The organism is Bradyrhizobium sp. (genome assembly GCF_035484855.1).
In the GTDB taxonomy this organism is placed as follows: domain Bacteria; phylum Pseudomonadota; class Alphaproteobacteria; order Rhizobiales; family Xanthobacteraceae; genus Bradyrhizobium.
In genome coordinates, this window is record NZ_DATHOP010000068.1 from 1 (window position 1) to 24,923 (window position 24,923).

23 protein-coding genes, 1 tRNA gene and 2 pseudogenes are annotated in these 24,923 nt (G+C 62.7%); 12 read left to right on the plus strand and 14 right to left on the minus strand.

The genetic code is table 11. From position 1 onward, the window contains the following. From VK804_RS07755 to VK804_RS07770, 4 genes and pseudogenes are all read left to right on the plus strand, one after another. On the plus strand, positions 1 to 378 hold a 378-nt coding region (locus tag VK804_RS07755; protein ID WP_325369563.1), incomplete at its 5' end, for a translational machinery protein. Positions 379 to 388: 10 nt separating this feature from the next. Then, positions 389 to 946, plus strand: a pseudogene (locus tag VK804_RS07760) (GNAT family N-acetyltransferase); the annotation flags it as partial. 128 nt (positions 947 to 1,074) lie between these two features. Further along, positions 1,075 to 2,265 (plus strand): CoA transferase, encoded by a 1,191-nt coding sequence (locus VK804_RS07765; protein WP_325369565.1) that lies wholly within the window; start codon positions 1,075 to 1,077, stop codon positions 2,263 to 2,265. Further along, entirely contained in the window at positions 2,262 to 3,209 is a 948-nt protein-coding gene (locus VK804_RS07770) for a hydroxymethylglutaryl-CoA lyase (RefSeq protein ID WP_325369566.1), read from the plus strand. Before VK804_RS07765 ends, VK804_RS07770 begins: the two co-directional genes overlap by 4 nt. A 15-nt stretch (positions 3,210 to 3,224) precedes the next feature. On the opposite strand, the gene VK804_RS07775 is transcribed toward VK804_RS07770, so the two are convergent. Then, positions 3,225 to 4,148 (minus strand): YiiX/YebB-like N1pC/P60 family cysteine hydrolase, encoded by a 924-nt coding sequence (locus tag VK804_RS07775; protein WP_325369568.1) that lies wholly within the window; start codon positions 4,146 to 4,148, stop codon positions 3,225 to 3,227. 192 nt (positions 4,149 to 4,340) lie between these two features. On the opposite strand from VK804_RS07775, the gene VK804_RS07780 reads away from it, so the two are divergent. Continuing rightward, positions 4,341 to 5,774, plus strand: coding sequence for an NAD(P)/FAD-dependent oxidoreductase (locus VK804_RS07780; RefSeq protein ID WP_325369570.1), 1,434 nt, complete (start codon positions 4,341 to 4,343; stop codon positions 5,772 to 5,774). 120 nt (positions 5,775 to 5,894) lie between these two features. On the opposite strand, the gene VK804_RS07785 is transcribed toward VK804_RS07780, so the two are convergent. From VK804_RS07785 to rpmI, 7 genes are all read right to left on the minus strand, one after another. Beyond that, a complete protein-coding gene (locus VK804_RS07785) occupies positions 5,895 to 6,662 on the minus strand; it encodes a sulfite exporter TauE/SafE family protein (protein ID WP_325369572.1) in 768 nt (255 codons plus the stop codon). Beyond that, positions 6,659 to 9,100, minus strand: coding sequence for a phenylalanine--tRNA ligase subunit beta (gene pheT / locus VK804_RS07790; RefSeq protein ID WP_325369574.1), 2,442 nt, complete (start codon positions 9,098 to 9,100; stop codon positions 6,659 to 6,661). The genes VK804_RS07785 and pheT overlap by 4 nt, the downstream gene beginning before the upstream one ends. Before the next feature lie 136 nt (positions 9,101 to 9,236). After that, positions 9,237 to 9,653 carry an ASCH domain-containing protein gene (locus VK804_RS07795; RefSeq protein ID WP_325369576.1) on the minus strand — a complete coding sequence of 139 codons (417 nt, stop codon included), beginning with the start codon at positions 9,651 to 9,653 and terminating at the stop codon, positions 9,237 to 9,239. Beyond that, positions 9,650 to 10,738, minus strand: coding sequence for a phenylalanine--tRNA ligase subunit alpha (gene pheS, locus VK804_RS07800; protein ID WP_325369578.1), 1,089 nt, complete (start codon positions 10,736 to 10,738; stop codon positions 9,650 to 9,652). The genes VK804_RS07795 and pheS overlap by 4 nt, the downstream gene beginning before the upstream one ends. Further along, positions 10,735 to 10,875, minus strand: a complete 141-nt coding sequence (locus tag VK804_RS07805) for a hypothetical protein (protein ID WP_414642734.1) — start codon at positions 10,873 to 10,875, stop codon at positions 10,735 to 10,737. The genes pheS and VK804_RS07805 overlap by 4 nt, the downstream gene beginning before the upstream one ends. Positions 10,876 to 11,046: 171 nt before the next feature. Then, positions 11,047 to 11,406 carry a 50S ribosomal protein L20 gene (rplT, locus tag VK804_RS07810; protein WP_325369580.1) on the minus strand — a complete coding sequence of 120 codons (360 nt, stop codon included), beginning with the start codon at positions 11,404 to 11,406 and terminating at the stop codon, positions 11,047 to 11,049. 88 nt (positions 11,407 to 11,494) lie between these two features. Next, positions 11,495 to 11,695 (minus strand): 50S ribosomal protein L35, encoded by a 201-nt coding sequence (rpmI, locus tag VK804_RS07815; RefSeq protein ID WP_100415670.1) that lies wholly within the window; start codon positions 11,693 to 11,695, stop codon positions 11,495 to 11,497. A 263-nt stretch (positions 11,696 to 11,958) separates the two neighbouring features. Between rpmI and VK804_RS07820 the strand changes: the two genes are divergently transcribed. Further along, positions 11,959 to 12,375 carry a hypothetical protein gene (locus tag VK804_RS07820; protein ID WP_325369586.1) on the plus strand — a complete coding sequence of 139 codons (417 nt, stop codon included), beginning with the start codon at positions 11,959 to 11,961 and terminating at the stop codon, positions 12,373 to 12,375. 78 nt (positions 12,376 to 12,453) lie between these two features. Here the strand turns inward: VK804_RS07820 and infC are convergent, their stop codons facing one another. Then, positions 12,454 to 12,993, minus strand: a complete 540-nt coding sequence (gene infC, locus VK804_RS07825) for a translation initiation factor IF-3 (RefSeq protein WP_324137121.1) — start codon at positions 12,991 to 12,993, stop codon at positions 12,454 to 12,456. Between the two features lie 266 nt (positions 12,994 to 13,259). Here infC and VK804_RS07830 point away from each other — a divergent pair, with 266 nt between their 5' ends. Together VK804_RS07830 and VK804_RS07835 are read left to right on the plus strand one after the other, a co-directional pair. Continuing rightward, positions 13,260 to 14,072 (plus strand): alpha/beta hydrolase, encoded by an 813-nt coding sequence (locus VK804_RS07830; protein ID WP_325369588.1) that lies wholly within the window; start codon positions 13,260 to 13,262, stop codon positions 14,070 to 14,072. Next, a pseudogene (locus VK804_RS07835) lies at positions 14,069 to 14,534 on the plus strand (nuclear transport factor 2 family protein). Before VK804_RS07830 ends, VK804_RS07835 begins: the two are co-directional and overlap by 4 nt. A gap of 36 nt (positions 14,535 to 14,570) precedes the next feature. Here the strand turns inward: VK804_RS07835 and VK804_RS07840 are convergent. From VK804_RS07840 to VK804_RS07850, 3 genes are all read right to left on the minus strand, one after another. Further along, positions 14,571 to 15,377, minus strand: a complete 807-nt coding sequence (locus VK804_RS07840) for an acyl-CoA thioesterase domain-containing protein (RefSeq protein WP_325369590.1) — start codon at positions 15,375 to 15,377, stop codon at positions 14,571 to 14,573. A gap of 57 nt (positions 15,378 to 15,434) precedes the next feature. Continuing rightward, entirely contained in the window at positions 15,435 to 16,577 is a 1,143-nt protein-coding gene (queG, locus tag VK804_RS07845; RefSeq protein WP_414642735.1) for a tRNA epoxyqueuosine(34) reductase QueG, read from the minus strand. A gap of 121 nt (positions 16,578 to 16,698) precedes the next feature. Then, positions 16,699 to 17,391, minus strand: a complete 693-nt coding sequence (locus tag VK804_RS07850) for a glutathione S-transferase family protein (protein WP_325369594.1) — start codon at positions 17,389 to 17,391, stop codon at positions 16,699 to 16,701. 198 nt (positions 17,392 to 17,589) lie between these two features. On the opposite strand from VK804_RS07850, the gene VK804_RS07855 reads away from it, so the two are divergent. Beyond that, positions 17,590 to 18,396, plus strand: coding sequence for an undecaprenyl-diphosphate phosphatase (locus VK804_RS07855; RefSeq protein ID WP_325369596.1), 807 nt, complete (start codon positions 17,590 to 17,592; stop codon positions 18,394 to 18,396). A gap of 273 nt (positions 18,397 to 18,669) precedes the next feature. Here VK804_RS07855 and VK804_RS07860 read toward each other — a convergent pair whose 3' ends face one another. Next, positions 18,670 to 19,638 (minus strand): complex I NDUFA9 subunit family protein, encoded by a 969-nt coding sequence (locus tag VK804_RS07860; RefSeq protein WP_325369598.1) that lies wholly within the window; start codon positions 19,636 to 19,638, stop codon positions 18,670 to 18,672. Positions 19,639 to 19,849: 211 nt separating this feature from the next. Between VK804_RS07860 and VK804_RS07865 the strand changes: the two genes are divergently transcribed. Next, positions 19,850 to 19,936: transfer RNA gene (locus tag VK804_RS07865), tRNA-Leu, on the plus strand. 58 nt (positions 19,937 to 19,994) lie between these two features. Here the strand turns inward: VK804_RS07865 and VK804_RS07870 are convergent. Further along, on the minus strand, positions 19,995 to 20,900 hold the full coding sequence (locus VK804_RS07870; RefSeq protein ID WP_325369600.1) for an AraC family transcriptional regulator: 906 nt from the start codon (positions 20,898 to 20,900) through the stop codon (positions 19,995 to 19,997). A 264-nt stretch (positions 20,901 to 21,164) separates the two neighbouring features. Between VK804_RS07870 and VK804_RS07875 the strand changes: the two genes are divergently transcribed. Then, positions 21,165 to 21,737: a hypothetical protein gene (locus VK804_RS07875; RefSeq protein WP_325369602.1), complete on the plus strand. Its 573-nt coding sequence runs from the start codon at positions 21,165 to 21,167 to the stop codon at positions 21,735 to 21,737. Between the two features lie 75 nt (positions 21,738 to 21,812). Then, on the plus strand, positions 21,813 to 24,668 hold the full coding sequence (locus VK804_RS07880; RefSeq protein WP_325369604.1) for an ATP-binding protein: 2,856 nt from the start codon (positions 21,813 to 21,815) through the stop codon (positions 24,666 to 24,668). Positions 24,669 to 24,923: the final 255 nt, after the last annotated feature.

The following is a 24,923-nucleotide window of genomic DNA, read 5'->3' on the forward strand; positions in this document are numbered from 1 at the left end:
TATCATGCGGTGATCTGGATTGATCACCGTGAAGCGCGCGTGTTTCATTTCAATCCGACAGACATTGAAAAATTGATTCTACACCCAGATAATCCGAGCAAGCACATCCATCACAAAGCAAACTCTATCGGGAGCGGACACGCATCGGCGGACCGCGACTATCTTCACGCGGTCGCCGAATCGGTCGCAGACGCCGGCGCAGTTCTCGTCACCGGACCAGCGAATGCAAAGACTGAATTGGTCGAGTACATTCACCTTCAAGACCCCAAGCTGACGAAAGTCATAGCCGGAGTAGAAACGGTCGACCATCCAAGCGACGCGCAACTCGTCGCTTATGCGAGAAAATATCTTTTTGCGACGGACCGGATGCAGCCGTAGAGTTTGCTTTGGTGTCGGGATGTCAAATGTTCGATTGACCTATCTAAAATGGCAACGGCATCTTGTTCTTGGGGATGGCTGGCGTATATTTGTCCGGCCGATCAGACCGGATGACGAGTTTCTGATTCGCGACCTCCTAGGCCACGTGACCAAGGAAGATTTGCGGCTTCGGTTCTTCGATTCCATCAAGGAATTCTCGCATCCGTTCATAGCCAAGCTGACGCAGCTCGACTATGCGCGTGCGATGGCGCTTGTCGCCATCGATGAAGCCAGTAGCGAGATGCTCGGCGTGGTCTGGCTCTACTCCGACCTGAATGGCGAGAGCGGCGAGTACGCGATCCTGCTGAGATCGGACATGAAGGGCAGAGGCCTGGGCTGGGTCCTGATGCAATTGATGATCGAATACGCAAAATCCGTCGGCCTGAAACGGATAGACGGCCAGATTCTGCAGGAAAACTCCGTCATGCTGAAAATGTGCCGGGAATTGGGGTTCAAGGTCGCGACGGATGCCAGGGATCGCGGCGTATGCGATGTCACTCTCGTGCTCGCCTCAAACGCGCCGGCTTGACCGAGGGCCGTCGCGACGCCCTCTGTGTTGTGTTCGAGCGGAGCACGGTTATATTTGGCAGGTAGCGCTCGGACGCGCTAGTTTGCCCTGCCACGCGACGTCCAGGGAACTCCGGAGAGACACCAGAAATGAGCACGCAGGAGCTGCCGCTATCGGGGGTCCGGGTCGTCGAGATGACCCACATGGTGATGGGGCCGACCTGCGGCATGATCCTGGCGCAGCTGGGCGCCGAGGTCATCAAGGTCGAGCCGCCCTCAGGCGACAAGACGCGTGATCTAGGGGGCATGGGAACCGCGTTCTTCCCGCTGTTCAACCGCGGCAAGCGCAGCGTCTTGCTGGATTTCACCAAGCCCGACGATCGCGCCACCATGGACCGGCTGCTTGCGAGCGCCGATGTGTTTCTGGAGAATTTTCGCGACGGGCAATTGGAAAAGCAGGGGTTGGGCGCCGACGAGTTGCGCCGCCGGCATCCGCATCTGATCGTTTGCGGCCACAAGGGTTTTCTGTCCGGCCCCTACGAGCATCGGCCGGCGCTGGACGAGGTCGTGCAGATGATGTCGGGGCTCGCCGCGATGACCGGCACGCAGGAAAAGCCGCAGCGCGTCGGCTCCTCGGCCAACGACATCATGGGCGGCATGTTCGGCGTGATCTCTATTCTGGCCGCGCTCTACCAGAAGCGCGGGGCCAAGGCAGCGGACAAGACAGGTGCCGACATCCGTATCGGCCTGTTCGAGAACTGCCTCTTTCTCGTCGCCCAGCACATGGTCGAATTCGAGATGACCGGCAACCGGCCGCGCTCGATGCCCGAGCGCGAGCATGCCTGGCCGATCTACGATATCTTCGAGACGCAAGGCGGCGAGCGCATCTTCATCGGCGTCGTCACCGAAGGCCATTGGCAGAGCTTTTGCCGGGAATTCGGCATGCAGGAATTTCTCGACGATCCGGGCTTGCGCACCACCACCGATCGCATTTTGGCGCGGTCAAAAATCCTTCCGCGTGTGGCCGAGATCATCAGGGGATGGAATGCGGCCGAACTTTCCGCGGTGCTCGACCGGCTCAACATCTGCTTTTCGCCGATCAATCGCCCCGAGGATCTGTTCGACGATCCGCACGTGCTGCGTCCCGGCGGCCTCGTCAACAACTTCGACGCCAATGGCGCGCCGTTCCGCGTGCCCGCGCTTCCGATCGAGTGGAACGGCGCCAATATCGGCGAAGGACTGAAGGTCCCCGTGCTCGGCGCCGACACGGAAGCCGTCCGCGCCGAACTCAAGGCCGAAGAATTTCCCGCAACCGCCAAAACCGCAGCGAGGCTCGCATGACCCGCATTCAAGACGTCTATCCCGACAACCGCGTCAGCCTGCGCGAGGTTGGCTTGCGCGACGGCCTGCAGCTGGTGAAGAAATTCCCGTCAACGGCCGGGAAGCAGCGCTGGATGCGCGACGAATACGGCGCCGGGGTGCGGCATTTCGAGGTCGGCTCCTTCCTGCCCGCCAATACTTTCCCGCAATTCGTGGACGTGCGCGAGATCGTCAAGACGATCGCCTCGCTGCCGGGTGGGCATGGCATTGCGCTCACGCTCAACGAGCGCGGCGTCAACGAAGCGTTGGCCTCGGGCGTTGCCGAAATCGCAACGGTGGTCTCCGCCACCGAAGAGCATAGCCAGGCCAATGCACGACGGTCGCGCGAGCAGGCGATCGCCAACGTCAAACGGCTTTGCGATTTGCGCGATGCGAGCCCGCACAGGCCGATCGTCAATGCCGCGATCTCGATGGCGCTGGGCTGTTCGATCACGGGCGCGGTCGATCCGAAGGAAGTATTGATGCTCGTTGAAAAATGTCTCGAGGCCGGCGTCGACTTCGTCGGCATCGCCGATACCGTCGGCTATGCCGGCCCGAAGCAAGTCGGAGACTTGACCAGGGCGGTCGTCAAAATGAGCGGCAACAAGCCGGTCTGCGTTCACCTGCACGATACCAGAGGCATGGGCATCGCCAATGCGTCGACGGCGCTGGATGCCGGCGCACGCATCCTCGATGGCTCGCTCGGCGGGCTCGGTGGTTGCCCGTTTGCGCCGGGCGCCACCGGCAATGTGGTGTTCGAGGATCTGGTGTTCCTGTGCGAGAGCAAGGGCTTCGCCACCGGCATCGATATCGAGAAGCTGATTTCGGTGCGCGGCATCCTGCGCGCGGAAATGCCCGGCGAGACGCTTTATGGCGGGCTCGCCCGCGCCGGCCTGCCGGACCGCAAGACCAGCGTGGCGGCCTGATAACAGGAAGCGCTACTACGCCGCGAGTTCCTCCGAGCGCGGCGGGTCGCGGCGCTCCGGATCGGCTTCGCCGGCCGGCCTCATTTCCGCAGCCGCAGCCGGCGTTTCTTGGTCAATCTCTTCAGGAACAAGCGGCGGCGCGTCGATCGTTTCTGGAAACGGGCCGAATTCGCCCGCTACCTCCCGGAGCGGCTTCTGCTTGTCGGCCCAATGCAAGGTGGTGTAGTCGAAGCCGTGCACGATGGTGGGTTTGACGATTTCGAAATAGGGCGAGATGTCGAAGTCGCGCGGCATGTAGAGCGAGGAATCGCGGATGTGCAGGATCTCGCGCCGGGCCTGCCTGGAGCCGGCGCGCGTGATCTTCGGCAGGATCGGATAGCGCACGGCGTCGAAGGCCTGCGCGATCAGCGCCGAGCAGATGATCTTGGTGGGGTCGCCGGAGCCGAATGCGATCATGCGACGCCGCCAGCGCTGCGGGATCGGCAGCGGGATCAGAAAGCGCATCAGATCGAGGATGTTCTTGGTGTCGTAGCCGAAGCCGATCCGGTTGATGGCGTAGCGGCACACCGTGTAGCGGTCCTCGTAGGACAGTCCGACCGGGCGGCACAGCCTGGTGTGATAGGGGAAATATTTCGACAGCGGCGCCGACGTCACGCCCTCGCCGATATTGGCCTCGATCAGCACATGCGGCTCGCCGTCGGGCTCTTCCGCGCCGTCGATCGGGCCGACATAAAGCGCGGCATGCGACCAGGTCGACTGCGTCAGATATTTGATGATGCCGGACACCCGGTTGTTGCCCTCGACCAGCAGGACGTCGCCCTGCTCGATGACGCCCCGTAGATGTTCGGGATCGCTCGGAGTGAACGGCTCATAGCCCGGGAGTTCCTTCGAAAGGTAGTCCGCGATCAGCTTGCCGACGGTATCGAGCACCACGCCCACGATGAATTCCCCCCACCGGGCCTTTCCGGCCGCTTGTTCTGCTTCCTTATCATGGTCGAAAGCCGTTGCAATTTAGTTCATGCAACGGCCGGATCAATCATGATTGATTCACCATGACAGTTGCCGCCCGGGTGCGGATGCGGCAAGTTCGCGGGACGTTCTCCCGTTTTTAAAAGTTCCGGAAACCATGACATGACAATGACGCGCCGCGACTTTCTCATCGCGTCCGCGGCCCTTGCCGGAACGCCGGCACTCACCGGCCGCGCCGCAGCAGCGCCCCTGCCCCGCGAGGCTGACATTGTCGTGATCGGCGCCGGCGCCGCCGGCATCGCCGCGGCGCGGCGCATCGCGGCCGCCAACCGCAAGGTGATCGTGGTGGAGGCCGCAAGCCAGATCGGCGGCCGCTGCATCACCGACAGCACAACCTTCGATGTCCCGTTCGACCGCGGCGCACGCTGGATGCACAATCCCGACACCAACCCCATGATCAAGCTCGCCCGCGCCGCCGGGCTGGACATATCGTCGTCGCCGCTGGGGCAGAAAATCCGCATCGGCCGCCGCAACGCACGCGCCGGCGAAACCGAGGAATTTTTGGCCGCCCTGGTGCGTGCCAACCGCGCCATCGACGACGCCTCGCGCGGCAAGGCCGATGTCTCCTGCGCCTCAGCCCTGCCGAAGGATCTCGGCGACTGGGCCGGGACGGCGGAATTCGTGCTCGGCGCCAATTTCACGGGCAAGGACCTCAAGGACGTCTCGGTCGTCGACAAGGCCCGCGCCCAGGAGCGCAATGCGGCGATCGCCTGCCGCCAGGGGCTGGGCACGCTGATCGCGAAACTCGGCGAGCAGGTGCCGGTTTCGCTATCGACCCCGGCAAGCCACATCGCCTGGAGCGGTCGCGACGTCACGGTGGAGACGCCAGGCGGCAAGATCGCCGCGCGCGCCGCAGTCATCACCGTATCCAGCAATGTGCTGGCGGCCGGCAACATCAAATTCACCCCCGACATTCCCAAGCGCCAGCTCGACGCCGCGGCGAAGTTAGGCCTCGGCAGCTATGACCGCATCGTCTTGTCGCTGCCGGGCAATCCGTTGGGGCTATCGCGCGACGACGTCATCATCGAGCAGAGCAATTCGACGCGGACTGCAATGTTGTTCGCCAATCTGGGCGGATCGTCGCTATGCGCGATCGATGTCGCCGGCTCCTTCGGCCGCGATCTCTCGGCCCAGGGCGAGAAGGCGATGGCGGACTTCGCCGTCGAATGGCTGACAAAGCTGTTCGGCAGCGATGCGGCTGCCGCGGTGAAGAAAACCAGCGCGACCCGCTGGAATTCGGCGCCCTATGCGCTGGGCGCGATGTCGGTGGCCGCACCCGGCGGACAACCCTCGCGCAAAATCCTGGCCGAGCCGGTCGGCTGCATGTTCCTCGCCGGCGAAGCCACCCACGAAACCCTGTGGGGCACGGTCGACGGCGCCTGGGATAGCGGCGAGCGCGCCGCCGAAGCAGCATTGCGCCGGATCGGCGCGCTGAGGGATGAAACGGTGGCGGTGCCGGCGCCCCCGCGGGCGCCAAGGCAACGTCGCCGAGCCCCGCCCGCCCGGACCGCGATGCCGGGCGCGCCGATCAATTGACGTCGCGCACAGCGCAAAGAATTGTAGGGTGGGCAAAGCGAAGCGTGCCCACCAGATCATAAAAATGCGAAGATGGTGGGCACGGCGCAAGGGCGCCTTTGCCCACCCTACGATCTTCAATCAGCGCAGCACGCCATCCAGTGCCGGCAGGCCGATGATGACGGCGGCTGCGATCAACACGTAACAGACGGCGCGAAACAGCCGTTCGCTGGCGCGGCCGAACAGTTTTGCGCCGCACCAGACGCCGATGCCGTAAACCGGGCCGATCAGCAGCGAAAGGCGGATCGCATCCGCGGTGAGCAGCCCGCTCACGGCATAACTCACGACCGAAAAGAAATCCGAGGCGCCGAAGAACAACAATATGTTGGCGCGCGCGATACCTGAGACGATCGGACGGCCGAGCCAGTAGCCCACGATCGGTGGTCCGCCGGTCTGCGCCAGGCCGCTGCAAAAGCCGGACAGGCCGCCGATGCCGATCGAAAGCGCCGGAAAATCCTTTCCCCGATAGCGCCAGCCCGAGAGCAACAGCAACAGCAGCGCAAAGACAAAACCCGAGATGATCCAGCGCGTCGTCACCGGATCGAGCCGGCTGAGGAACCAGGTTCCGATGGGCACGCCGACCAGCGCGCCGGCCACCATCACCGCGGTCGCCTTGCGGTCGGCGTGTTTCCACGCATTCGGAAGCAGCGGCGCGGCGGCGACGAAATCGATGATCAGCAACAGCGCCGCGACCAGGCGCGGCGCCGCCAGGCTCGACGCCAACGGCATGAAGATCAGCGCGGAGCCGAAGCCGGAAAATCCCCGCGCCGTCCCCGACACGAAGGCGATCGCGCAGATCGCGATCGCTATGTTGGTGCCGACGTCCGCCGGGATGAGGCCAAAACTCATCCGCGCAATACGCCGCCGGTCTTCCTGCTCACCTCGGCCACGATCTTCGCGGCCACCGCGTCGATCTCCTGGTCGGTCAGGGTTTTTTCACGCGGCTGCATGGTGACGGCAATCGCGATGGATTTCTTGCCGTCCTCGATGCCTTTGCCTTCATAGACGTCGAACACGCCGACTTCCGTGATCAGCTTCTTGTCGACGCCTTGTGCCGCGCGCACGATATCGCCGGCCCTGACGCCGCGATCGACGATGAAGGCGAAATCGCGCGACACCGGTTGGAACGGCGAGAGTTCCAGCACGGGCCTGGCGCGGGTCGGCCGCTGCTTGGCCGCGGGAATGCGGTCGAGGATCACCTCGAACGCGATCATCGGGCCGTCGGCGCGGAGCAGTTCCAGCGCGCGCGGATGCAGCTCGCCGAAATAGCCGAGCACGTTCTGTGGCCCGATCTGGATGGTGCCGGATCTTCCGGGATGCAGCCAGTCCGGGCCGCCGGGCACGACCTGCAGCGCCTGCGTCGGCGCGCCCGCGGCCGACAGCACCGCGAACGCATCGGCCTTGGCGTCGAGCGCGTCGGCCGTGGACGAACCGGACCAGTGCCGACCCATGCCTTGCCGGGATGCGAAGCCGTGGCGGATGCCGGATGCCGCGATCAACTCGTCCTCCGGAGCGTCGCCCACGAAGATCTGTCCGACTTCGAACAATGCCAGATCCGGAAAGCCGCGGTCGATATTGGCCTGGGCCGCGAGGATGAGGCCGGGCAGCAGGCTCGGTCGCATATCGGACATGTCGGCGGCGATCGGATTGGCCAGCGACAGTTCGGGATGACCGAGGCGGTTGGCCTGCGCCTGAACCGGCGGGTCGCGGTCGAACAGCTCGGCCGCGGGCTTCGAAATGAACGACCATGTCACGGCTTCCACCATGCCGCGCGCGGCCAGCGCGCGCTTGGCGCGGCGGGTGCGCAGCTGGATGGCGTTGAGGATCGGCTTGCGCGCCGCCTCGCCGCGCTCGAATGGCGTCATCGGCACCTTGTCGACGCCGACCATGCGCACGATTTCCTCGACGATATCGGCCTTGCCGTGCACATCCGAACGCCACGACGGCACCGCGACTTTCACCACCGGGCCGGGACCGGCCATCATGAAGCCGAGATGGCCGAGGATGAGCTTGATCTGCGGCAGCGGCACGTCGATCCCGGCCAGCCGCTTGACCTCGGTGAGCGGAAAATCGATCACGCGATCGTCGCCGAAGGTTTTTCCGACGACGACATTCGCCGACGGCGTGCCGCCGCACAATTCCATGACGAGTTTCGTGGCCATCTCCAGCCCCGGCACCATGAAGGCGGGATCAACGCCGCGTTCGAATCGATAGCGGGCATCCGAATTGATGCCGAGCTTGCGCCCGGTCTGGGCGATGTTGATCTCGTTCCACAGCGCCGATTCGATCAGCACGTCGGTGGTCTCTTCCGAGCAGCCGGAGGCCTCGCCGCCCATGATGCCGGCGAGCGATTCGACGCCGTGTTCGTCCGCGATCACGCAGACCCCGCTGTCGAGCGTGTAGGTGCGGCCATCGAGCGCCAGCAGCGTCTCGCCCTCTTTCGCGCGGCGGACCGTCAGGTTGCCCTTCACCTTGGCGGCATCGAACACATGCAGCGGCCGGGCGCGGTCATAGGTCATGAAGTTGGTGATATCGACCAGCGCGTTGATCGGCCGCAGGCCGATCGAGGTCAGCCGCCTCGAGAGCCATTCCGGCGACGGACCGTTCTTGACGCCGCGCACCAGCCGCAGCGCGAATCCCGGACACAGCGAGGCATCCTCGACCGCGACCTTCACCGGACAGGGGAATTCGCCCTTGACCGGCTTGATCGCGGGATCCTTGAACTTGCCCATGTCGGCGGCGGCAAGATCGCGCGCGATGCCATGCACGCCGGTGCAGTCCTGCCGGTTCGGCGTCAAATTGATCTCGAACATGGGATCGCCGAGGCCGGCCCATGGCGCGTAGGCCGCGCCAATGGGGGCATCCGCCGGCAGCTCCATGATGCCGTCGTGATCTTCGGAGATCTGCAATTCGGCCGCCGAGCAGAGCATGCCACGGCTTTCGACGCCGCGGATGGTGCCGACGCCGAGCGTGATGTCCTTGCCGGGGATGTAGGTGCCAGGCGCCGAGAAAACGCTGACGAGGTCTGTGCGCGCGTTCGGCGCGCCGCACACCACCTGCACCGGCGCGCCGCCGTCGCCGGTGTCGACCATGCAGACCCGCAGCCGATCCGCGTTCGGATGCTGCTCGGCCGAAATGACGCGGGCGATGATGAACGGCGCCAACGCCTTGGCCTTGTCCTCGATATTCTCGACCTCGAGCCCGATCATGGTGAGCTTGTCGGCCAGTTTTTCAATTGGCTCGTCGGTGTCGAGATGTTGCTTCAGCCAGGTGAGCGTGAATTTCATGATGATCGTTTCCCGGCAGGCGGATTCTTGTCTTCCCTCCCCCGCTTGCGGGGGAGGGTCAGGGTGGGGGCTCGCGCAGCAACGACGGTGGCGAAGGAGAGCAAAGCGGAGCCGGATATCATCTCGCGAGGCTGGCTCATGACATGCGTTCCGCGGGTTCAAGGATCTCAACCAGGCGAAAGCGTTCGCACATCAGCATCATTTCTTCGCTGAACTTTCCCTGCCGTCCGAAATATCTGCGATGCGCGTCGCGCCAGTAAGCGAGGCTGCGGTCGCCCTCGCCCTCTTCATGGGCGAAGGCGGCATCGACTTCACTGTAACGGCGATAGGTCACTTCAAGCGTTTCGATCACGCAGCGCGGCGTTCCGCGTCCGTCGCGCACAATCCAGCGCTCGCCGGCCGTCGAGGTGTTCGGCTCGTCCTCCGTGCTGCAGGTCGCGGTCTTGACGCCCTCGAGCACAAGCTCGAGCAGTTCGTCGGCAAGCGTCGGGCTGTCGCCGAACGCGAACGAGCGCAAACTCCGATATTGTTCGGGGACAGCGTTCTCGCTCACGAACTCAATCCTCCCGCTAACGTCGGCACGTCGAGCGGCTTGAAGCCGTAATGGCTGAGCCAGCGCACGTCGCTCTCGAACAGCTGGCGCAGGTCGGGCATGCCATATTTCAGCATCGCGATGCGGTCGATGCCCATGCCCCAGGCAAAACCTTGATAGACGTCGGGATCGATGCCGCAGGCGCGCAGCACATTCGGGTGCACCATGCCGCAGCCGAGAATCTCCAGCCAGTCCTCACCCTCGCCGAAGCGGATCTCGCCCTTGTCGCGCCGGCACTGGATGTCGACCTCGAGCGACGGCTCGGTGAACGGGAAGAACGACGGCCGAAATCTCATATTGATGTGGTCGACCTCGAAGAACGCCTTGCAGAACTCATGCAGGATCCATTTGAGATGGCCGAGATGCGAGTTCTTGTCGATCACAAGGCCCTCGACCTGGTGGAACTGCGGGGTGTGCGTCGCATCCGAATCGATGCGGTAGGTGCGGCCCGGGCAGATGATGCGGATCGGAGGCTTCTGGGTCAGCATGGTGCGCACCTGCACCGGCGAGGTATGGGTGCGCAACAGTTTTCGCGAACCGTCTTCTTTCGGATTGAAGAAGAAGGTGTCGTGCATCTCCCGCGCCGGATGGCCTTCGGGGAAATTCAGCTTTGTGAAGTTGTAGTCGTCGGTTTCGATGTCCGGACCTTCGGCGACAGCAAATCCCATGTCGGCGAAGATCGCGGTCAGCTCATCCATCACCTGGCTGAGCGGATGAATCCGGCCGGCTTCCGCCGGCGCATCGCGCAGCGGCAGCGTGACGTCGATGGTTTCGGAGGCGGGTAGATTGCTTAGTTTCTCGCCCTTAAGTAGCTCGCGACGCGCCAAAATAGCTTCTTCAATTCGATTCTTGATTTGATTGATATTAGCCCCGAAGTGCCTTCGTTGCTCAGGTGGGATGGTGCCAATCATCCTTGCAATGGTTGTTATTCGGCCACTCTTGCCCAATTCTGAAACGCGGATAACGTCTAGGGTCGCTATATTCTCAGCAGCGGCAACTCTCGCGAGAATGTCGTCGACCGTCCGCGGATCGATGTCGAAGTTCATGTGCCACTCCGGCGATACATGTGGGCCGAGCCCTTCTTGCCGAGCGCCGGGACGTGCACGGCTTCCGGGGCTGCTTCGTCGCTGGCTGCGGCGATGTCGGTGAGGATTTGGGATTCGAGGTTCGCAAGATCGGTCATGGCAATCCCTTTGACTAGGACGCTAAGCCGATGCTCCTAGCCCGTCATGCCCGGGCTTGTCCCGGGCATCCACGTCTTACTTTGCTTGCGAGAAGAAAGGCGTGGATGGCCGGGTCAAGCCCGGCCATGACGACCTCAAAAACCTCGCAGAACGACCGAGGAGCGGCGAACTCACGCCGCCAGCGCCGCCTTGGCCTTTTCGGCGATCGCCTGGAATGCCACCGGCTCGTGGATGGCGAGATCCGACAGCACCTTGCGGTCCACCGTGATGCCCGACTTCGACAGACCGTTGATGAAGACGCTGTAGGTCATGCCGAACGGTCGCACCGCCGCATTGAGCCGCTGGATCCACAGCGCGCGAAAGGTGCGTTTCTTGCGCTTGCGGTCGCGGAAGGCGTATTGCCCGGCTTTCTCGACCGCGGCCTTGGCGGCGCGGATGGTGTTCTTGCGGCGGCCGTAAAAACCCTTGGCGGCCTTGTAGACTTTCTTGTGCTTGGCGTGAGAGGTCACACCGCGTTTGACGCGAGACATGACTGAAATCCTTGATTTCTAATGGGTGACGGATCGCCGCGCGGACGCGGCTCGGCTTAAGATGGACGGCGGGCCCGGCCTGAAGGAATCAGGCGTTAGGCAGGAAATATTTCTTGATGTTGTCGCCGTCGGTCTTGAACAGCACGCGGGTGCCGCGAAGCTGACGTATCTGCTTCTTGGTCCGCTTGATCATGCCGTGGCGCTTGCCGCGCTGGGCGGCCATCACTTTGCCGGTGGCAGTCACCTTGAAGCGCTTTTTGGCGCCCGACTTGGTCTTCAGCTTGGGCATTTGGCTCTCCTGTTGCCACGTAAAAAGCGCGCCCGAAGGGGCGCTTTCTCGGCTAAAATGCTCGTTAGAGCGTTGAAAGTGCTAGGCTATTTCTGAAATGAGATAGCCCGCATGGTCATCGACACGGCAGCCCTTGATCAGCCGGGCGATGAAGGCTGGGCTTATGGCAGACCAAAGCCGAATTGGCAACGATGAACCGAGGAACCGCAATGTTCGACGTATAGGCTGACGCCGCGACCGGCGCAGCCAAAAGCAGGACGAAAATGTCAAATTCAGCCAAACCGATTTCCCTTTTTGCCGATTTCAACCCCTCGCGCGGCCTGCGCTGGGCCGTCGTCGCGGCCACCCTCGCCTCCTTCGTCGCGCCCGCCGCGGCCGAGGCCGGCACCAGGGGCGGCGTCTATGACGGTGTCTGGAACGTGCAGTTTGCCACCCAGGCCGGCAATTGCAGTTCCAACAGCGTCCCCTTCACCGTGGCGGGTACCCGCGTTTCGTCGGCCGGCGGCGGCAAGGTCACCGGCGGCGTCAGCCGCGCCGGCATCGTTTCCGTCAACATATCCGTCGGCGCCTCCAAGGCGAGCGGCAACGGCCGGCTCACCGGAACCGGCGGCGCCGGGCGGTGGAGCGGGATCATCCAGGGCGACCGCTGCAGCGGCACCTGGCAGGCCACGCGGACCTGATGCTGCTCGGCATGAAAATGGCCCGCCAGAGGTTCTGGCGGGCCGTATTCCAAATTCACTAACGCGAATATGTAGGGATCAGCGCGGCGCCAGCACCATCACGACCTGGCGGCCCTCGAAACGCGCGTCCTGCTCGACCTTGGCGAAATCGGCGACGTCGGCCTTGACCTTGTCCAACAGCTTGGTGCCGATTTCCTGGTGGGCCATCTCGCGGCCGCGGTAGCGCAGCGTGATCTTGACCTTGTCGCCTTCTTCGAAGAAACGCTGCATCGCCCGCATCTTCACGTCGTAATCGTGATCGTCGATCATCGGCCGCAGCTTGATCTCCTTGATCTCGACCACCTTCTGTTTCTTGCGCGCCTCGGCGGCTTTTTTCTGCGCCGAATATTTAAACTTCCCGTAGTCCATGATCTTGCAAACGGGAGGATTGGTATTGGGCGAGATCTCGACAAGATCCATGCCGGCTTCCAGCGCCATCTTGATGGCGGCGACAGTCTCGACCGTGCCGTGGTTCGTGCCGTTCTGATCGATCAGCTGAATTGTGGCGTTGCGGATTTCATCGTTGGTGCGCGGCCCGTCTTTGGTGGCAGCGGGCGGGGCTCTGTTGGGACGGCGAATGGGTAACTCTCCATGGTTGTGAACGAAGGTCGTAGTTTGAAGGAATAAGGCCCTGCGGGCAAGCAAACTCGCCATCGCCGTTGCGAAAAGCATCAAATGCGAGGCTTTTGGGTAACGCCGGACAACGCCCGCCGGCACCGAATGTTTCAGGCCAGCCCACATAGGGGGCAAGGCGTTGTTCCGCAAGCAGGATGGGCAACCGGTCTGCATCCGTTGACGGATCGGCCCTGCTCACTCAAACAGCAGCAAACGGAGTGACGATTGCCATGACCGATTCCGCGGCAAACGGGCAGCCGCCCACCTTCATCGAGGTAGGTCAAGGGAACACGGCGCGCCGTATCGCCGTGCGCGCCCGCGAGGGCACTGTCCCCGGGCTGTTCTGGCTCGGCGGTTTCAATTCGGACATGTTGGGCACCAAGGCCTTGGCGCTTGACGCCTGGGCCGCCGAGCAGGGACGCGCCTGCATCCGGTTCGACTATTCCGGCCATGGCGAATCCGGCGGCGCGTTCATCGACGGCACCATCGGACGCTGGCTGGAGGAAAGCACAGCCGTATTCAGACAATTCTGCCGGGGGCCGCAGGTCGTGATCGGCTCGTCGATGGGCGGCTGGATGGCGCTGCTGCTGGCGCGCGAAATGGCTCGATCCGGCGCGGGTCATGCCTCGCTGGCCGGCTTGGTGCTGATCGCGCCGGCGCCGGATTTCACCGAGGCGCTGATGTGGAACGGCTTTTCGCCCGAGATAAAAAAGGAGATCGAGACCAAGGGCGTGTGGCTGCGGCCCTCGCAATATGGCGATGGCGCGCCCTACCCGATCACCCGCGCCTTGATCGAGGAAGGCCGCAACCATCTGTTGCTCGGCAGCGCCATCGAGGTCGGCTGCCCGGTCCGCATCCTGCAGGGTGCGCAGGATCCGGACGTGCCCTGGCAGCATGCCTTCGCGCTGGCGCACCGACTGCCTGCCGATGACGTGGTGCTGACCATGATCCAGGACGGCGATCACCGCCTGTCGCGGCCGCAGGACATCGCGCGTATCATCGCGGCAGTGGCGGAGATCGCACCAGCGGGAGCGAAACCATGAATGTGACGGCCATGCTCCGCCTCTTCTGCGACGCCGTCGAACGCCACGACGGCAAGGCCTTTGCGGCGCTGTTCACGGAGGACGGGGTCTATCACGACGTGTTCTACGGGGCGTTCGAAGGCCGCGCCAAAATCGCGGAGCTGATCGACGACTGGTTTTATCGCACGGCGACCGATTTTCGCTGGGACATGCATGATCCGGTCAGCGACGGCGAGACGCTCTATGCGCTATACCTTCAGCTATCGCTCGATCTTGCCGGAGGCGAAGGGAGCGCGCGTGATGTTCGAGGGCGTTGCCATCATGAAGCTGCGCGACGGCAAGATCGCCAGCTACCGCGAGGTGGCAAACACCGCGACCGGTTTTGTCGACATGAATTTTGCGCCGGCGCGGATCGTGAAAATCGTCGCCAAACAGGGCGCAGCGCTGAAGGCGCGGCCGGAGATGAAGCGGCATCTGGATTGAAGTCCTTCGTCGCAAGCGCTCCTCGCAATGACGGCTTTATCGGTCAGCCCACGGCGGCGGTGGTTTCGCCATCGGCTTGCGCTGCGCCAGCCCAGCGACCGTCGACGTCCCGATCGCGCCCTGTTCGTCATAGAGCCAGCATTCGCCGATCGCGATGCCGTCGGTGGCGTGGTGATTCACCACCTCGAAGCCGATCCATTGGGTCACCGGCAGGCGGTGCAGATAGAGCGTAACGTCACTGTTGATGTAGCCGAGGCCCTGGTCACCAGCGTTGGCAAAGGGGCTGGCGAAATCGGCTGCCACCGCGACCCGGACGAATGGCGTCAGCGGCTCTGCCTCGACGAGGTCGCGCACCTCGCTCATCCACAGCCGGCGCGGACTGAGGCTGCCCATGGCGCCCACGATCGGGCGGGTGGTCCATTTGCCGTTCATGCCGAGCCGCGGGTCGGTCGGCGCCGGAATCTCCGAAGGCGCGGGCACCTCCCAGTTCGGCGGCGACCACACATTGCCTTGCGGGTTCTCGGTCTTGCGCAGCAGCTGGCAGGAGGCGCGCGCCATCGCGACGCCGCCCGAGAGAAAATCGGCCTCGACGACCTTGATGCGCAGGCCGTCGCGGACGACGCGGGTCTTGATCTCGATCGGCGCGAAGCCGGGCAGGCGAAACATGTCCACCGTCAGCCGCGCCGGCACGAAATCATCGGCGCCATGACGCTTTTCGATCTCGAAGGCGAGCAGGCCGATGATGACGCGGCCGTGCAGCGATTTCGGGTCCCACGGGCCGTTCGCGGCCTGTGTCGGGATGAAAGCGTCGCGGTCTCTGGTGAAGAAGGGCTGATCGGTCATGGCGCGGGACCATGACGGAAACTTCGCAACTAAATCAAGGGCGGGCAACGCAGGGCGTCATGCGCCTGTGAATCGCCATTCCGCACGGACGGCTTCGTCCGGCTCGGTATCCAACGCCCTTGCAGCGCGCCGGGAAAATTCTTCCCGCTGCAGCAGTTGCGACAGCGCCCAGACCGCGGCGCCGCGGACCAGCGGGCTTTCGTCACCCAGCAGCCGCTCGGCCTCAACGGCGAGCGCGCGGTCGTTCGAGTTGCCGATCGCGATCAGCACGTTGCGGACGAACCGGTCGCGGCCGATGCGCTTGACCGGCGATTTCGTAAATCGCGCGCGAAATGCCGCGTCATCAAGCCGCGCCAGTTCGTCAAGCGGTGGCGCGCGCAAATTTTCGCGCGCGGCGAGTTTTGTCTCGCGCCCCTGTTGGGCGAACTTGTTCCACGGACATACCGCGAGGCAATCGTCGCAGCCATAGATGCGGTTGCCGATCGCTTTGCGGAATTCGTGCGGGATCGGCCCCTTGTTCTCGATGGTCAGATAGGAAATGCAGCGTCTGGCATCGAGCTTGTAGGGCGCCGGGAACGCCGCGGTCGGACAGATATCGAGGCAGGCCTGGCACGAACCGCAATGATCGGCCTCGGCGTCATCACGCGGCAACTCCAGCGTGGTGAAGATTGCGCCGAGGAACAGCCATGAGCCGAACGGGCGCGAGACGAGGTTGGTGTGCTTGCCCTGCCAGCCGATGCCCGCGGCCTGCGCCAGGGGCTTCTCCATCACCGCGGCGGTGTCGACGAACACTTTTACTTCGCCGCCGGCGGTAGCAATCAGCCATCGCGCCAGCGTCTTCAGCCGCTTCTTTATGAGATCGTGATAATCGTCGCCTTGCGCATAGACCGAGATCGCGCCGCGCGTCCGCTGTTCGAGCACGGCCAGCGGATTTTCGTCGGGCCCGTAATTGACGCCGAGCATGACGATCGACCGCACGTCCGCCCATAGCCGGCGCGGGTCGGTGCGGCGCTCGGGATGGGTGGCGAGCCAGTCCATGTCGCCATGCTCGCCGGCCGCGAGGAAGTCGTGGAAATGCTTTCCGGCGTCGGCGAGCACATCCGGACCGGTGATGCCGACGCAATCGAAGCCGAGCGCGCGGGCTTCGCTTGCTAGACCGCTTCGCAAAGCTCCAGCAGAAGTATTTGGCTTTATGTCCATTGAAGCCAACTCAACATTCCTCGTCATGGCCGGGCGTGTCCCGGCCATCCACGTCTTTGCGCTTCCACGAAGTCAACTAAGACGTGGATGCCCGCGACAAGCGCGGGCATGACGAAAATGTTCAGAAGTCCAGGTCCACATAGGTCCGCGAGGCCGGCACGCCGGCGAGCCATTCGCTCAACAGCGGGCGGAACGAGGGTCTGGATTTCACCCGCGCGTACCAGGCTTTTGCCGCGTCGTCCTCGATCCATGGCACGTCGCCCAGATAATCGATCGCCGAAAGATGCGCCGCGGCGGCGAGGTCCGCATAGGTCAGCCGGTCGCCGGCAAGGTAATTCCGCGTCCGTGCCAGCCAGCCGATATAGGCCAGATGATAGCGCACATTGGCTTTCGCCGCGCGGATCACTTCCGCCGCCGGCGCGCCGCCGCCGTCGCCCTCGCTCATAAAGCGCTTGTAGATGCGCTCGGTGACCAGCGGATGGGAGGCCTCCTCGAAGAATTTCTCGTTGAACCATGCCATCAGCCGGCGCACCTCGATGCGCTCGCCCATCGAAGGCGGCAACAGCCGCCGTTCGCCGAGCTCCGCGCCGTGGGTTTCGTCGAGATATTCGGCGATGATGCCGGCGCCGGGAATCGGGGGCCGGCCTTCCGATATCAGCACCGGCGTGGTGCCTGCGGGATTGAGCGCCAGATACGCCTCGCGCCGCTCCCAGGTCCGCTCCTCCACCAGCCGCACGTCGAGGCCGCATTCGCCGAGCACGAGGCGAATGAAGCGCGAATGCGGGCAGAACGAATGATGAAACAGCGTGAACATGAGCCCCTTGATAGTCTCGCGGTGCTTAAGGAACCCTCACCGCTTCGAGGCGGTGCGGGACCGCAATAGCGCGCCAAACTACCTAAGCGGGCGGGCGAGGCAACCTGTGTTTTCGCGTTTTTTGCGATTGCGGCAAGGTGCCGAATAAGCGAGAAGAACCGCACTTTTCGGCCGATATCGATCAGAACGGACCAGGTCATGATGTCTGATACAATAAGGGCGGTGATTCTCGGCATCATCGAGGGCGTCACCGAATTCCTGCCGGTGTCGTCGACCGGCCACCTCCTGCTCGCGGAACGGTTCTTCAATCTCGGCGAGGGCAGTTTCTGGAACAGTTTTTCGATCCTGATCCAGCTCGGCGCCATCCTCGCGATCGTCGTGATCTATTTCGGCAAATTGTGGCGGGTGGCGCTCGGCATGTTCAGCAACGTCGCGGACCGGCGCTTCGTCATCGGCCTGCTGGTGGCGTTCCTGCCCGCCGCCGTGATCGGCGCCGCCGCCGGCGGCTACATCAAGACATATCTGTTCAATCCATGGGTGGTGTGTTTTTCGCTGATCGTCGGCGGCGCCATCCTGCTGTGGGTCGATCAGCTCGATCTTGATCCGCACGAGCACGATGCGACCGCGTTTCCGCTGCCGATGTATCTGTCGATCGGCTTTGCGCAGTGCCTGGCGATGATTCCCGGCGTGTCGCGCTCCGGCGCCAGCATCGTGGCGGCGATGCTGTTCGGCGCCGACAAGCATGCGGCGGCGGAGTTTTCCTTCTTCCTGGCGATCCCGACCATGGTCGGCGCCTTCGCCTACGAATCCTACAAGAACCGCGCCGAGATGAGCTTCGATCATGCCGGCATCATCGCGATCGGATTCGTGGTGTCGTTCGTGGTTGCGATCGTCGTGGTGAAGACGTTTTTGAGCTACGTCACCCGCCATGGCTTTTCGCTGTTCGCGTGGTGGCGGGTCATCGTCGGCACGCTCGGCCTGGTCGCGCTGGCGATGGGACGGTAAGAGCCCGCCGGAAATTGTAGGGTGGGCAAAGCCAACGGGTCGCGCGAATGCGCGCCCGATGATAAACTCAGCGTGCCCACCACCTTTGCAGCAATTGAAATTGTCATGGTGGGCACAGCGCAAGTGCGCCTTTGCCCACCCTACAAATCTCTCGATGGAGAAGTAATTTTCGTCATTGCGAGCGAAGCGAAGCAATTCATTCTTTCTTCGTGGGGCGAGATGGATTGCTTCGCTGCGCTCGCAATGACGGGAATAACATTTCGCGGCAATCCGCTACGCGCCCTTGTGCTGAAACTGGCCCAGCTTGCGGAAGCGCCAGAGGTATTGCGGGACGATCGCTTCCATCGAATCCGGCACGATGCCCAATGCTTCTAGCGTCCGGCCTTCGGCTTTCGCCGCGTCCGACACCACATTGTCCGAGCGCAACAACTCCACCTGGTCCGGCGTCAGTTTCAGCGGCCCCGGCGCGAACTGCAGCAACAGCGCCTGCAATTTCGCCAGGCCGAACGGCAACGAGACCAGCATGCGCCGGCGTTCCGTCGTGGCGAGGATGATCTCCATGATCTCGCGCATGCTCAGCACCTCGGGCCCGCCGAGCTCGTAGGTCGCGCCCTCCTTGGTCTTGCCGTCGACGGCATCGGCAACCGCGGTCGCGATGTCGCCGACATAGACCGGCTGCATTTTCGTCAGCCCCCCGCCGATCAGCGGCAGCATCGGCGACATCCGCGCCAGCGCCGCAAAACGGTTGCTGAACTGATCCTCGGGCCCGAACACGACCGAAGGCCGCAGGATGTTGGCCGAGGGCACGGCCGCCAGCACCGCCGTTTCGCCCGCGGCCTTGGAGCGGGCATAGCGCGAGGGCGACTTGTCGTCGGCGCCGATCGCGGAGACATGCACCATCCGCGCACCGACGGCGGCGGCCGCCCTGGCTACGGTGCCGGCGCCCGCGGCTTGCACCGCTTCAAAACGTTGCGCGCCGCTTTCGGCCAGAATGCCGACCAGATTGATGGCGACATGGGAATCGCGCATCGCGGCCTCCACCGAGGCGGGATAACGCAGATTGGCCTGCACGGCGTGGATCTGGCCGACCCGGCCGGTCGGCTGCAGGTACCCGGCCAATTCCGGCCGCCGCACCGCGACCCGGATGCGGTAATCGCGCTTGGCGAGCGCGCGGACGACGTTCCGCCCCAGAAAGCCCGATCCGCCAAAAACCGTGACGAGGGTGTCCTGATTCGATGCCATGGGCCAATTTCCTGGGGGTCAAATTCGAGCGATCGCGGGGTGACCAGCGGATTCGCGATACGCCAAGCCACCGGTGCTGTACAGCGTATTTGAGCATGATCCGGAAAAGTGGGCACCGGTTTTCCGAAAGGATCATGCTCCAAAAATAGACTTTTCAGTAGCGATTCAACAATTTGACAAGCGCGCGAGGCATCCGTACTAACCGGCCCGGGCCCAGGTGGCGGAATTGGTAGACGCGCTGGCTTCAGGTGCCAGTGGCTTAACGGCCGTGAAGGTTCGAGTCCTTTCCTGGGCACCATTTTTGGCCCGAGTCCAAGCCAAGTCCTTGATTTATCAGCAGCAGAAAGCCTGTTGGACTATATGCGGTGAACGCGGCGCCACCGACCCGGGCTGTAGCCCTCGCTCCTGGAAAATACGCGCGTGAAATGGCTTTGGTCAACGAACCCGCAAAGCAGGGCGATATCGGCGAGCTCGCAGCGTGGGTCCTTCAAGAGTTCTTTGGCGCGCTCGACGCGCATTTTGGTCAGCCACTGGCAGGGCGAAACGCCCGTCGACTGTTTGAACGCTCGCGCAAAGTAGCCGCTCGACAGTCCGCACTCATGCGCGATCTCCGCGATCGAAGGATCGTGCGCCAAATTGACATTGATAAGGTCTCGGGCGCGTTGCAGCTGCCACGCGGCAAGCCCGCCGCGGGCGTTCCTTCCTCCGATCCGGACGCCGCCGTAAGCGCGCACAATGTGAGTGAAAAAAGCAAGCGCGATACAGTCGGCAAACATCGCGGTTCCGTCGCCCGATTGCTCCATCGCGCCGGCGACCGCTTGCGCCAGACCGAACATGACCAGATCGCGGCCGCCAAAATTCGGCGCGTAAAGTCCCTTCACCCGGCGAATTCCGGCTTCATTGGCCATCTCATCAAGTGCAACCTGCGTGACGTAAAAGCGAAGGGAATCGAAAGGGATATCCAGACTGACGACCGGTCGCTCGCCGAGGTCGACCAGCTGGACATCGCCGAGACGCAGATCGGGCACTTCACGACGCCGTCCTGCCGTCCACAAGTTCGAGAAAAACGGCACCGATAACGGAACCCAGAATGCAAAGGCCTCTTGCGGTTTCGCGGGCAGTGAATGGCCACGCATCGGACGACTGCTCCGCATGCGCGAAAAACCGATACGTGCTTTTGAAGATTTTCGCGCCAGGAGTGTCAGCGGAGGATCTATTCCGAAGCGTCTGGCGAGGTCGTCCTCGATCGCATCTGCAGGCATCACTGCCTCCATACTAACGCGACAAACACTCTCGCGCTCTCAACGCGAGCATCACCGTCCCGGATGGGAAACAGGATAAACGTCCCATCATCATAAAAAAAGCGGCAATTGGCCGGCGGCGTCGATTGTAGCGGCGATTTTTCGGCCAAATCTTACAACTGGGTCAAATCTGTACAATTTTTGGTGCGCCGCCGGCGATACGGTGTGTACGAACCTAGGCGGAGCGGCGGGCGGTCCCCAGCAGTCAGCCGAGGCCAAGCGGCCATGGAAGCAGACGTAGCCAAAGTCAAGCAGGCGATGCTCGGGCAGTGGGAGAGCATCGCTCCGGAGGTGCGGCCGAGTGCGAGCAAGAACCCGGATGGGTCGCTCAAGCCGTTCTATCTGAAGAGGGCTTTCAAATATCAGCCGTCGGATCGATTCGAGCTTGAGATCGTCAACTCGGCCGACCCCTACGGTGCCGTGCCGTTAGCAAAGATCGGGATCGGTGGGCACATGCTGTGGCGGGGGCCCCATCCGATCGCTCCGCGGGCGCAGAAGGTCGACTTCGTTGCTGATGAAACGTACGAGGTAACTCCCCTCGCGCAGGGGTTCGCCGATGTACTCAACAAGGTCGCGTCGGCCGGATACGCGCCGTGGGCAGTCAACTTGTCCCAGAGCATATTCGGAAAAGCCTTCGCGCCCTTTGGTCTCGAGGAGGGGTCGAACTTCATGGAGTGCGACCTAGTCTATCTCAGAGACGATCTGCTGTTCTGGGGTGCTCGTAACATTGACGGCCGTGGCTTTGATACCGAACAGAATCGCCCGACCAATCTGCAAATCCCGCTGATCCGAAAGTAACCCTGGACTTGCGAAGTGATTTAATCGTTCGGGCAAGGTGCATTCGTGGCGGGTACGACACAGACCGAAGCTATCGTGTCCGCGGAACGTTTGTCCGGCAGCGAAGTGATCGATTTCGGTCCATTTCGTCTGCTTCCGGAAGAACGTCTTCTCCTGGAGCAAGGAGAGCCAATTGGACTTGGGCCGCGGGCACTTGATATCCTCGCGGTGCTCGCAAGGCGTGCAGGCGAGACGGTTACCAAGGAAGAGTTACTGGCCAAAGTCTGGCCGCGAGTCTTCGTCGAGGAAGGCACCTTACGCGTCCATATCGCAAGCTTGCGACGCGCTTTGCGCGAGGGCCTGCAAGGCAGAAACTTTATCGCGACCGTGCCGGGTAGAGGCTACAGCCTTGTTGTGCCGGCTTCACGCTTCGGTAGCGGCGCGCGTGCGACCCCGAGCATGCCGGCTGCAAGTCAGCTGCCGGCGCCGCTCAGCCGCGTGGTCGGGCGCCAGGATGTTATCGCAGCGCTGAAGGCTCAACTGCCTGAGGAGCGGTTCATCACCGTGGTGGGGCCCGGGGGCATCGGCAAGACAACGGTCGCCGTCGCGGCCGCAAATGCGCTTCGTGGCTCGTACCGGGACGGGATTCAGTTTGTCGACCTTGCGCCGATGAAGGATCCGTCGCTTATTCCAAGCGCGGTCGCCGCTCTCCTTGGCGTCCCGATCCGCACGGATGATCCAATTCCAACCCTGGTCGCGGCTCTAAGTACCCGTCAGATGTTACTGGTGCTTGATTGCTGCGAGCACATGATCCTGGCTGCCGCGGCCCTGGCCGAGGCGATCTTTGTGGGCGCGCCCGGCGTCCATATCCTTGCCACCAGCCGCGAGGCGCTCCGCGCCGAGGGAGAGCGGGTGCACGGCTTGCCGGCGCTGGAAACGCCACCATGGTCCGAGCGACTCACTTCTCAGCAAGGGATGGCTTTCTCTGCTGTACAACTCTTTGTAGAGCGCGCCTCGGCAACACTCGATTCGTTCAGATTTACCGACGACAATGCGCCGGTTGTCGCTGAAATCTGCCGCAGGCTCGACGGGATTGCGCTTGCGATCGAGCTGGCTGCCGGTCGCGTCGCCTCCTTTGGCGTTTTCGGGGTCGCGGCGCGACTGGATGATCGCTTTCGACTACTCACCGGAGGTCGTCGTACCGCGGTACCGCGCCACCAAACGCTGCTTGCGACGCTTGACTGGAGTTATCAGCTCCTGCCTGAGAGCGAGCGCGTCGTCCTTCGTCGCCTCTCGGTGCTTACCGGCAGCTTCACGCTTGAGGCCGCGTCTGCGATCGGTGCAGGCGAGATGGTGGCAACATCGGAAATCGCCGATCATATTGCCAATCTGGTGTCGGCATCGCTGGTCGCGGCGGAGGTCGGCGAGGATACTGCTTACTACCGCTTACTGGACTCTACACGTGCTTTCGCGCGCATGAAACTCGCCGAGACCCAGGAAAATAATCGGGTTTGCCGGTGTCATGCCGAGTACTTCTGCGATTTCTTCCGTCGCGCGGACGCTGAACTGGCGATCGCGCCAACAATTCAGCGAGTCGCCGAGTGCAGGCGGCAACTCGACAATCTGCGTGCCGCGCTCGATTGGACCTTGGGAGCAGAAGCTGACGCAGCCTTAGGTGTCGCGTTGACGGCGGCCGGCATCGTGCTCTGGATGACTCTTTCGCTGGTGCATGAATGCCGCAGACGTGTCGAGGCTGCGCTCGCAAGCATCGCCGCCGGCGCGTTTAGAGAACCGCGAGCCGAGATGCAACTGCGTACTGCGCTCGGAGGCTTGCTGATCTACACACAAGGTCCTGGACCGGAAGTGCATGCAGCCCTTGAAAGTGCCCTTCAAATAGCAGAGTCGCTCGACGACCATGACTACCGCTTACGCGCGCTCTGGGGATTGTGGACCGCGCGCATAAACAATGGCGAGTACAAAATCGCTCTCGAACTCGCGGAACGTATCCATGCGCTCGCGTTAAGGGAGAATCACCCGTTGGACCTCGCGGTCTCGGATCGCGGTCTCGGCTACTCCTGGCACTTTCTCGGTGACCATATCAAAGCACGCACCTATCTTGAAAAGATGACGGCGCGATCGATCGGGACGCAACGTAGATCGCTTATTATCAGATATCAGTTCGACCAGTTGATCACCGGCCGTATGCGATACGGATGGATTCTGTGGTTACTTGGGTATCCGGAACGGGCCAGGCGCACCATTGAAGTCAGCCTTGATGACCTTTGGTCGGTCGATCATGCCGTATCAATTTGCACGGCCCTGGGGCTCGGCACCTGTCAGGTCTCGCTCGCAGTTGGAGATTATGCCGATGCCGAGCATTACATCGATGCAATGTCAGAGTTGGCTACGCGCTATTCGCTTTCAATTTGGCACGCGTGGGCGCGCGCATTACGCGGTGTGCTGTTGATTCGACAACAGAGGGCTGGAGACGGACTTAATCTCCTGCGCTATGGGCTCGGTCACCTCGGGGATGCAAAATTTGCGATCTGGCACTCAAGCTTCGTTGGAGATCTTGCCAGCGCGATGGGATCGAATGGCGAGGTCGCGGAAGGCTTGGCAATCATCAGCGACGCCATCGCTCGCGCCGAGCGACGCGGCGCGAATTGGCAAATTGCGGATTTGCTGCGCGTCAAGGGAGAACTATTGCTGCTTCAAGGGCCCGACGATCCCGCGGCCGAGGAACTGTTTCGCCTTTCTCTCGATTGGGCGCGTCGCCAGAACGCATTGTCGTGGGAATTGCGGACAGCGATCAGTCTCGCAAGCCTGCGTCGTGCACAAGGACGTCCTGCCGAAGGTCGCCACTTACTTGCCGGTGTGTACGCCCGATTTACCGAGGGCCTCGAGACGGCAGATCCTCTGATCGCACGTAAGCTTCTCGACGAGATGTCCTAGGTTCGGTAGCGGCCTTTGTTGCCTGGTCCGGGCCACGACCGCAAGACACTAAGGCCCTCGGTCCACGGCTGACCAAAAAGAGCGCCTCTTAACAAGATTAAGGCAGGCCTCGCGCGCCTTCACAACTCTTAATTCGGTCGCTGGCTGGGGCTCCCGTACACTTGACCTGCAATGGACGCACGCGTGGTCCGCGCTCAAAAATCCAAGGGAGCCATCGGGTATCGCGGGACAGTTCATTGAAGTTGCTAACTAGAG

Coding starts and splice junctions, on each gene's coding strand:
- pheS (WP_325369578.1), bottom strand. CDS start 10,738: ATGAACTTCGACATCGATCCGCGGACGGTCGACGACATTCTCGCGAGA.
- VK804_RS07870 (WP_325369600.1), bottom strand. CDS start 20,900: ATGCCTGCAGATGCGATCGAGGACGACCTCGCCAGACGCTTCGGAATA.
- VK804_RS07850 (WP_325369594.1), bottom strand. CDS start 17,391: ATGTTCACGCTGTTTCATCATTCGTTCTGCCCGCATTCGCGCTTCATT.
- VK804_RS07805 (WP_414642734.1), bottom strand. CDS start 10,875: ATGACCGATCTTGCGAACCTCGAATCCCAAATCCTCACCGACATCGCC.
- VK804_RS07860 (WP_325369598.1), bottom strand. CDS start 19,638: ATGGCATCGAATCAGGACACCCTCGTCACGGTTTTTGGCGGATCGGGC.
- VK804_RS07785 (WP_325369572.1), bottom strand. CDS start 6,662: ATGAGTTTTGGCCTCATCCCGGCGGACGTCGGCACCAACATAGCGATC.
- queG (WP_414642735.1), bottom strand. CDS start 16,577: ATGGACATAAAGCCAAATACTTCTGCTGGAGCTTTGCGAAGCGGTCTA.
- VK804_RS07840 (WP_325369590.1), bottom strand. CDS start 15,377: ATGACCGATCAGCCCTTCTTCACCAGAGACCGCGACGCTTTCATCCCG.
- VK804_RS07780 (WP_325369570.1), top strand. CDS start 4,341: ATGACAATGACGCGCCGCGACTTTCTCATCGCGTCCGCGGCCCTTGCC.
- VK804_RS07830 (WP_325369588.1), top strand. CDS start 13,260: ATGACCGATTCCGCGGCAAACGGGCAGCCGCCCACCTTCATCGAGGTA.
- pheT (WP_325369574.1), bottom strand. CDS start 9,100: ATGAAATTCACGCTCACCTGGCTGAAGCAACATCTCGACACCGACGAG.
- VK804_RS07820 (WP_325369586.1), top strand. CDS start 11,959: ATGTCAAATTCAGCCAAACCGATTTCCCTTTTTGCCGATTTCAACCCC.
- rplT (WP_325369580.1), bottom strand. CDS start 11,406: ATGTCTCGCGTCAAACGCGGTGTGACCTCTCACGCCAAGCACAAGAAA.
- VK804_RS07855 (WP_325369596.1), top strand. CDS start 17,590: ATGATGTCTGATACAATAAGGGCGGTGATTCTCGGCATCATCGAGGGC.
- VK804_RS07765 (WP_325369565.1), top strand. CDS start 1,075: ATGAGCACGCAGGAGCTGCCGCTATCGGGGGTCCGGGTCGTCGAGATG.
- VK804_RS07875 (WP_325369602.1), top strand. CDS start 21,165: ATGGAAGCAGACGTAGCCAAAGTCAAGCAGGCGATGCTCGGGCAGTGG.
- VK804_RS07770 (WP_325369566.1), top strand. CDS start 2,262: ATGACCCGCATTCAAGACGTCTATCCCGACAACCGCGTCAGCCTGCGC.
- rpmI (WP_100415670.1), bottom strand. CDS start 11,695: ATGCCCAAGCTGAAGACCAAGTCGGGCGCCAAAAAGCGCTTCAAGGTG.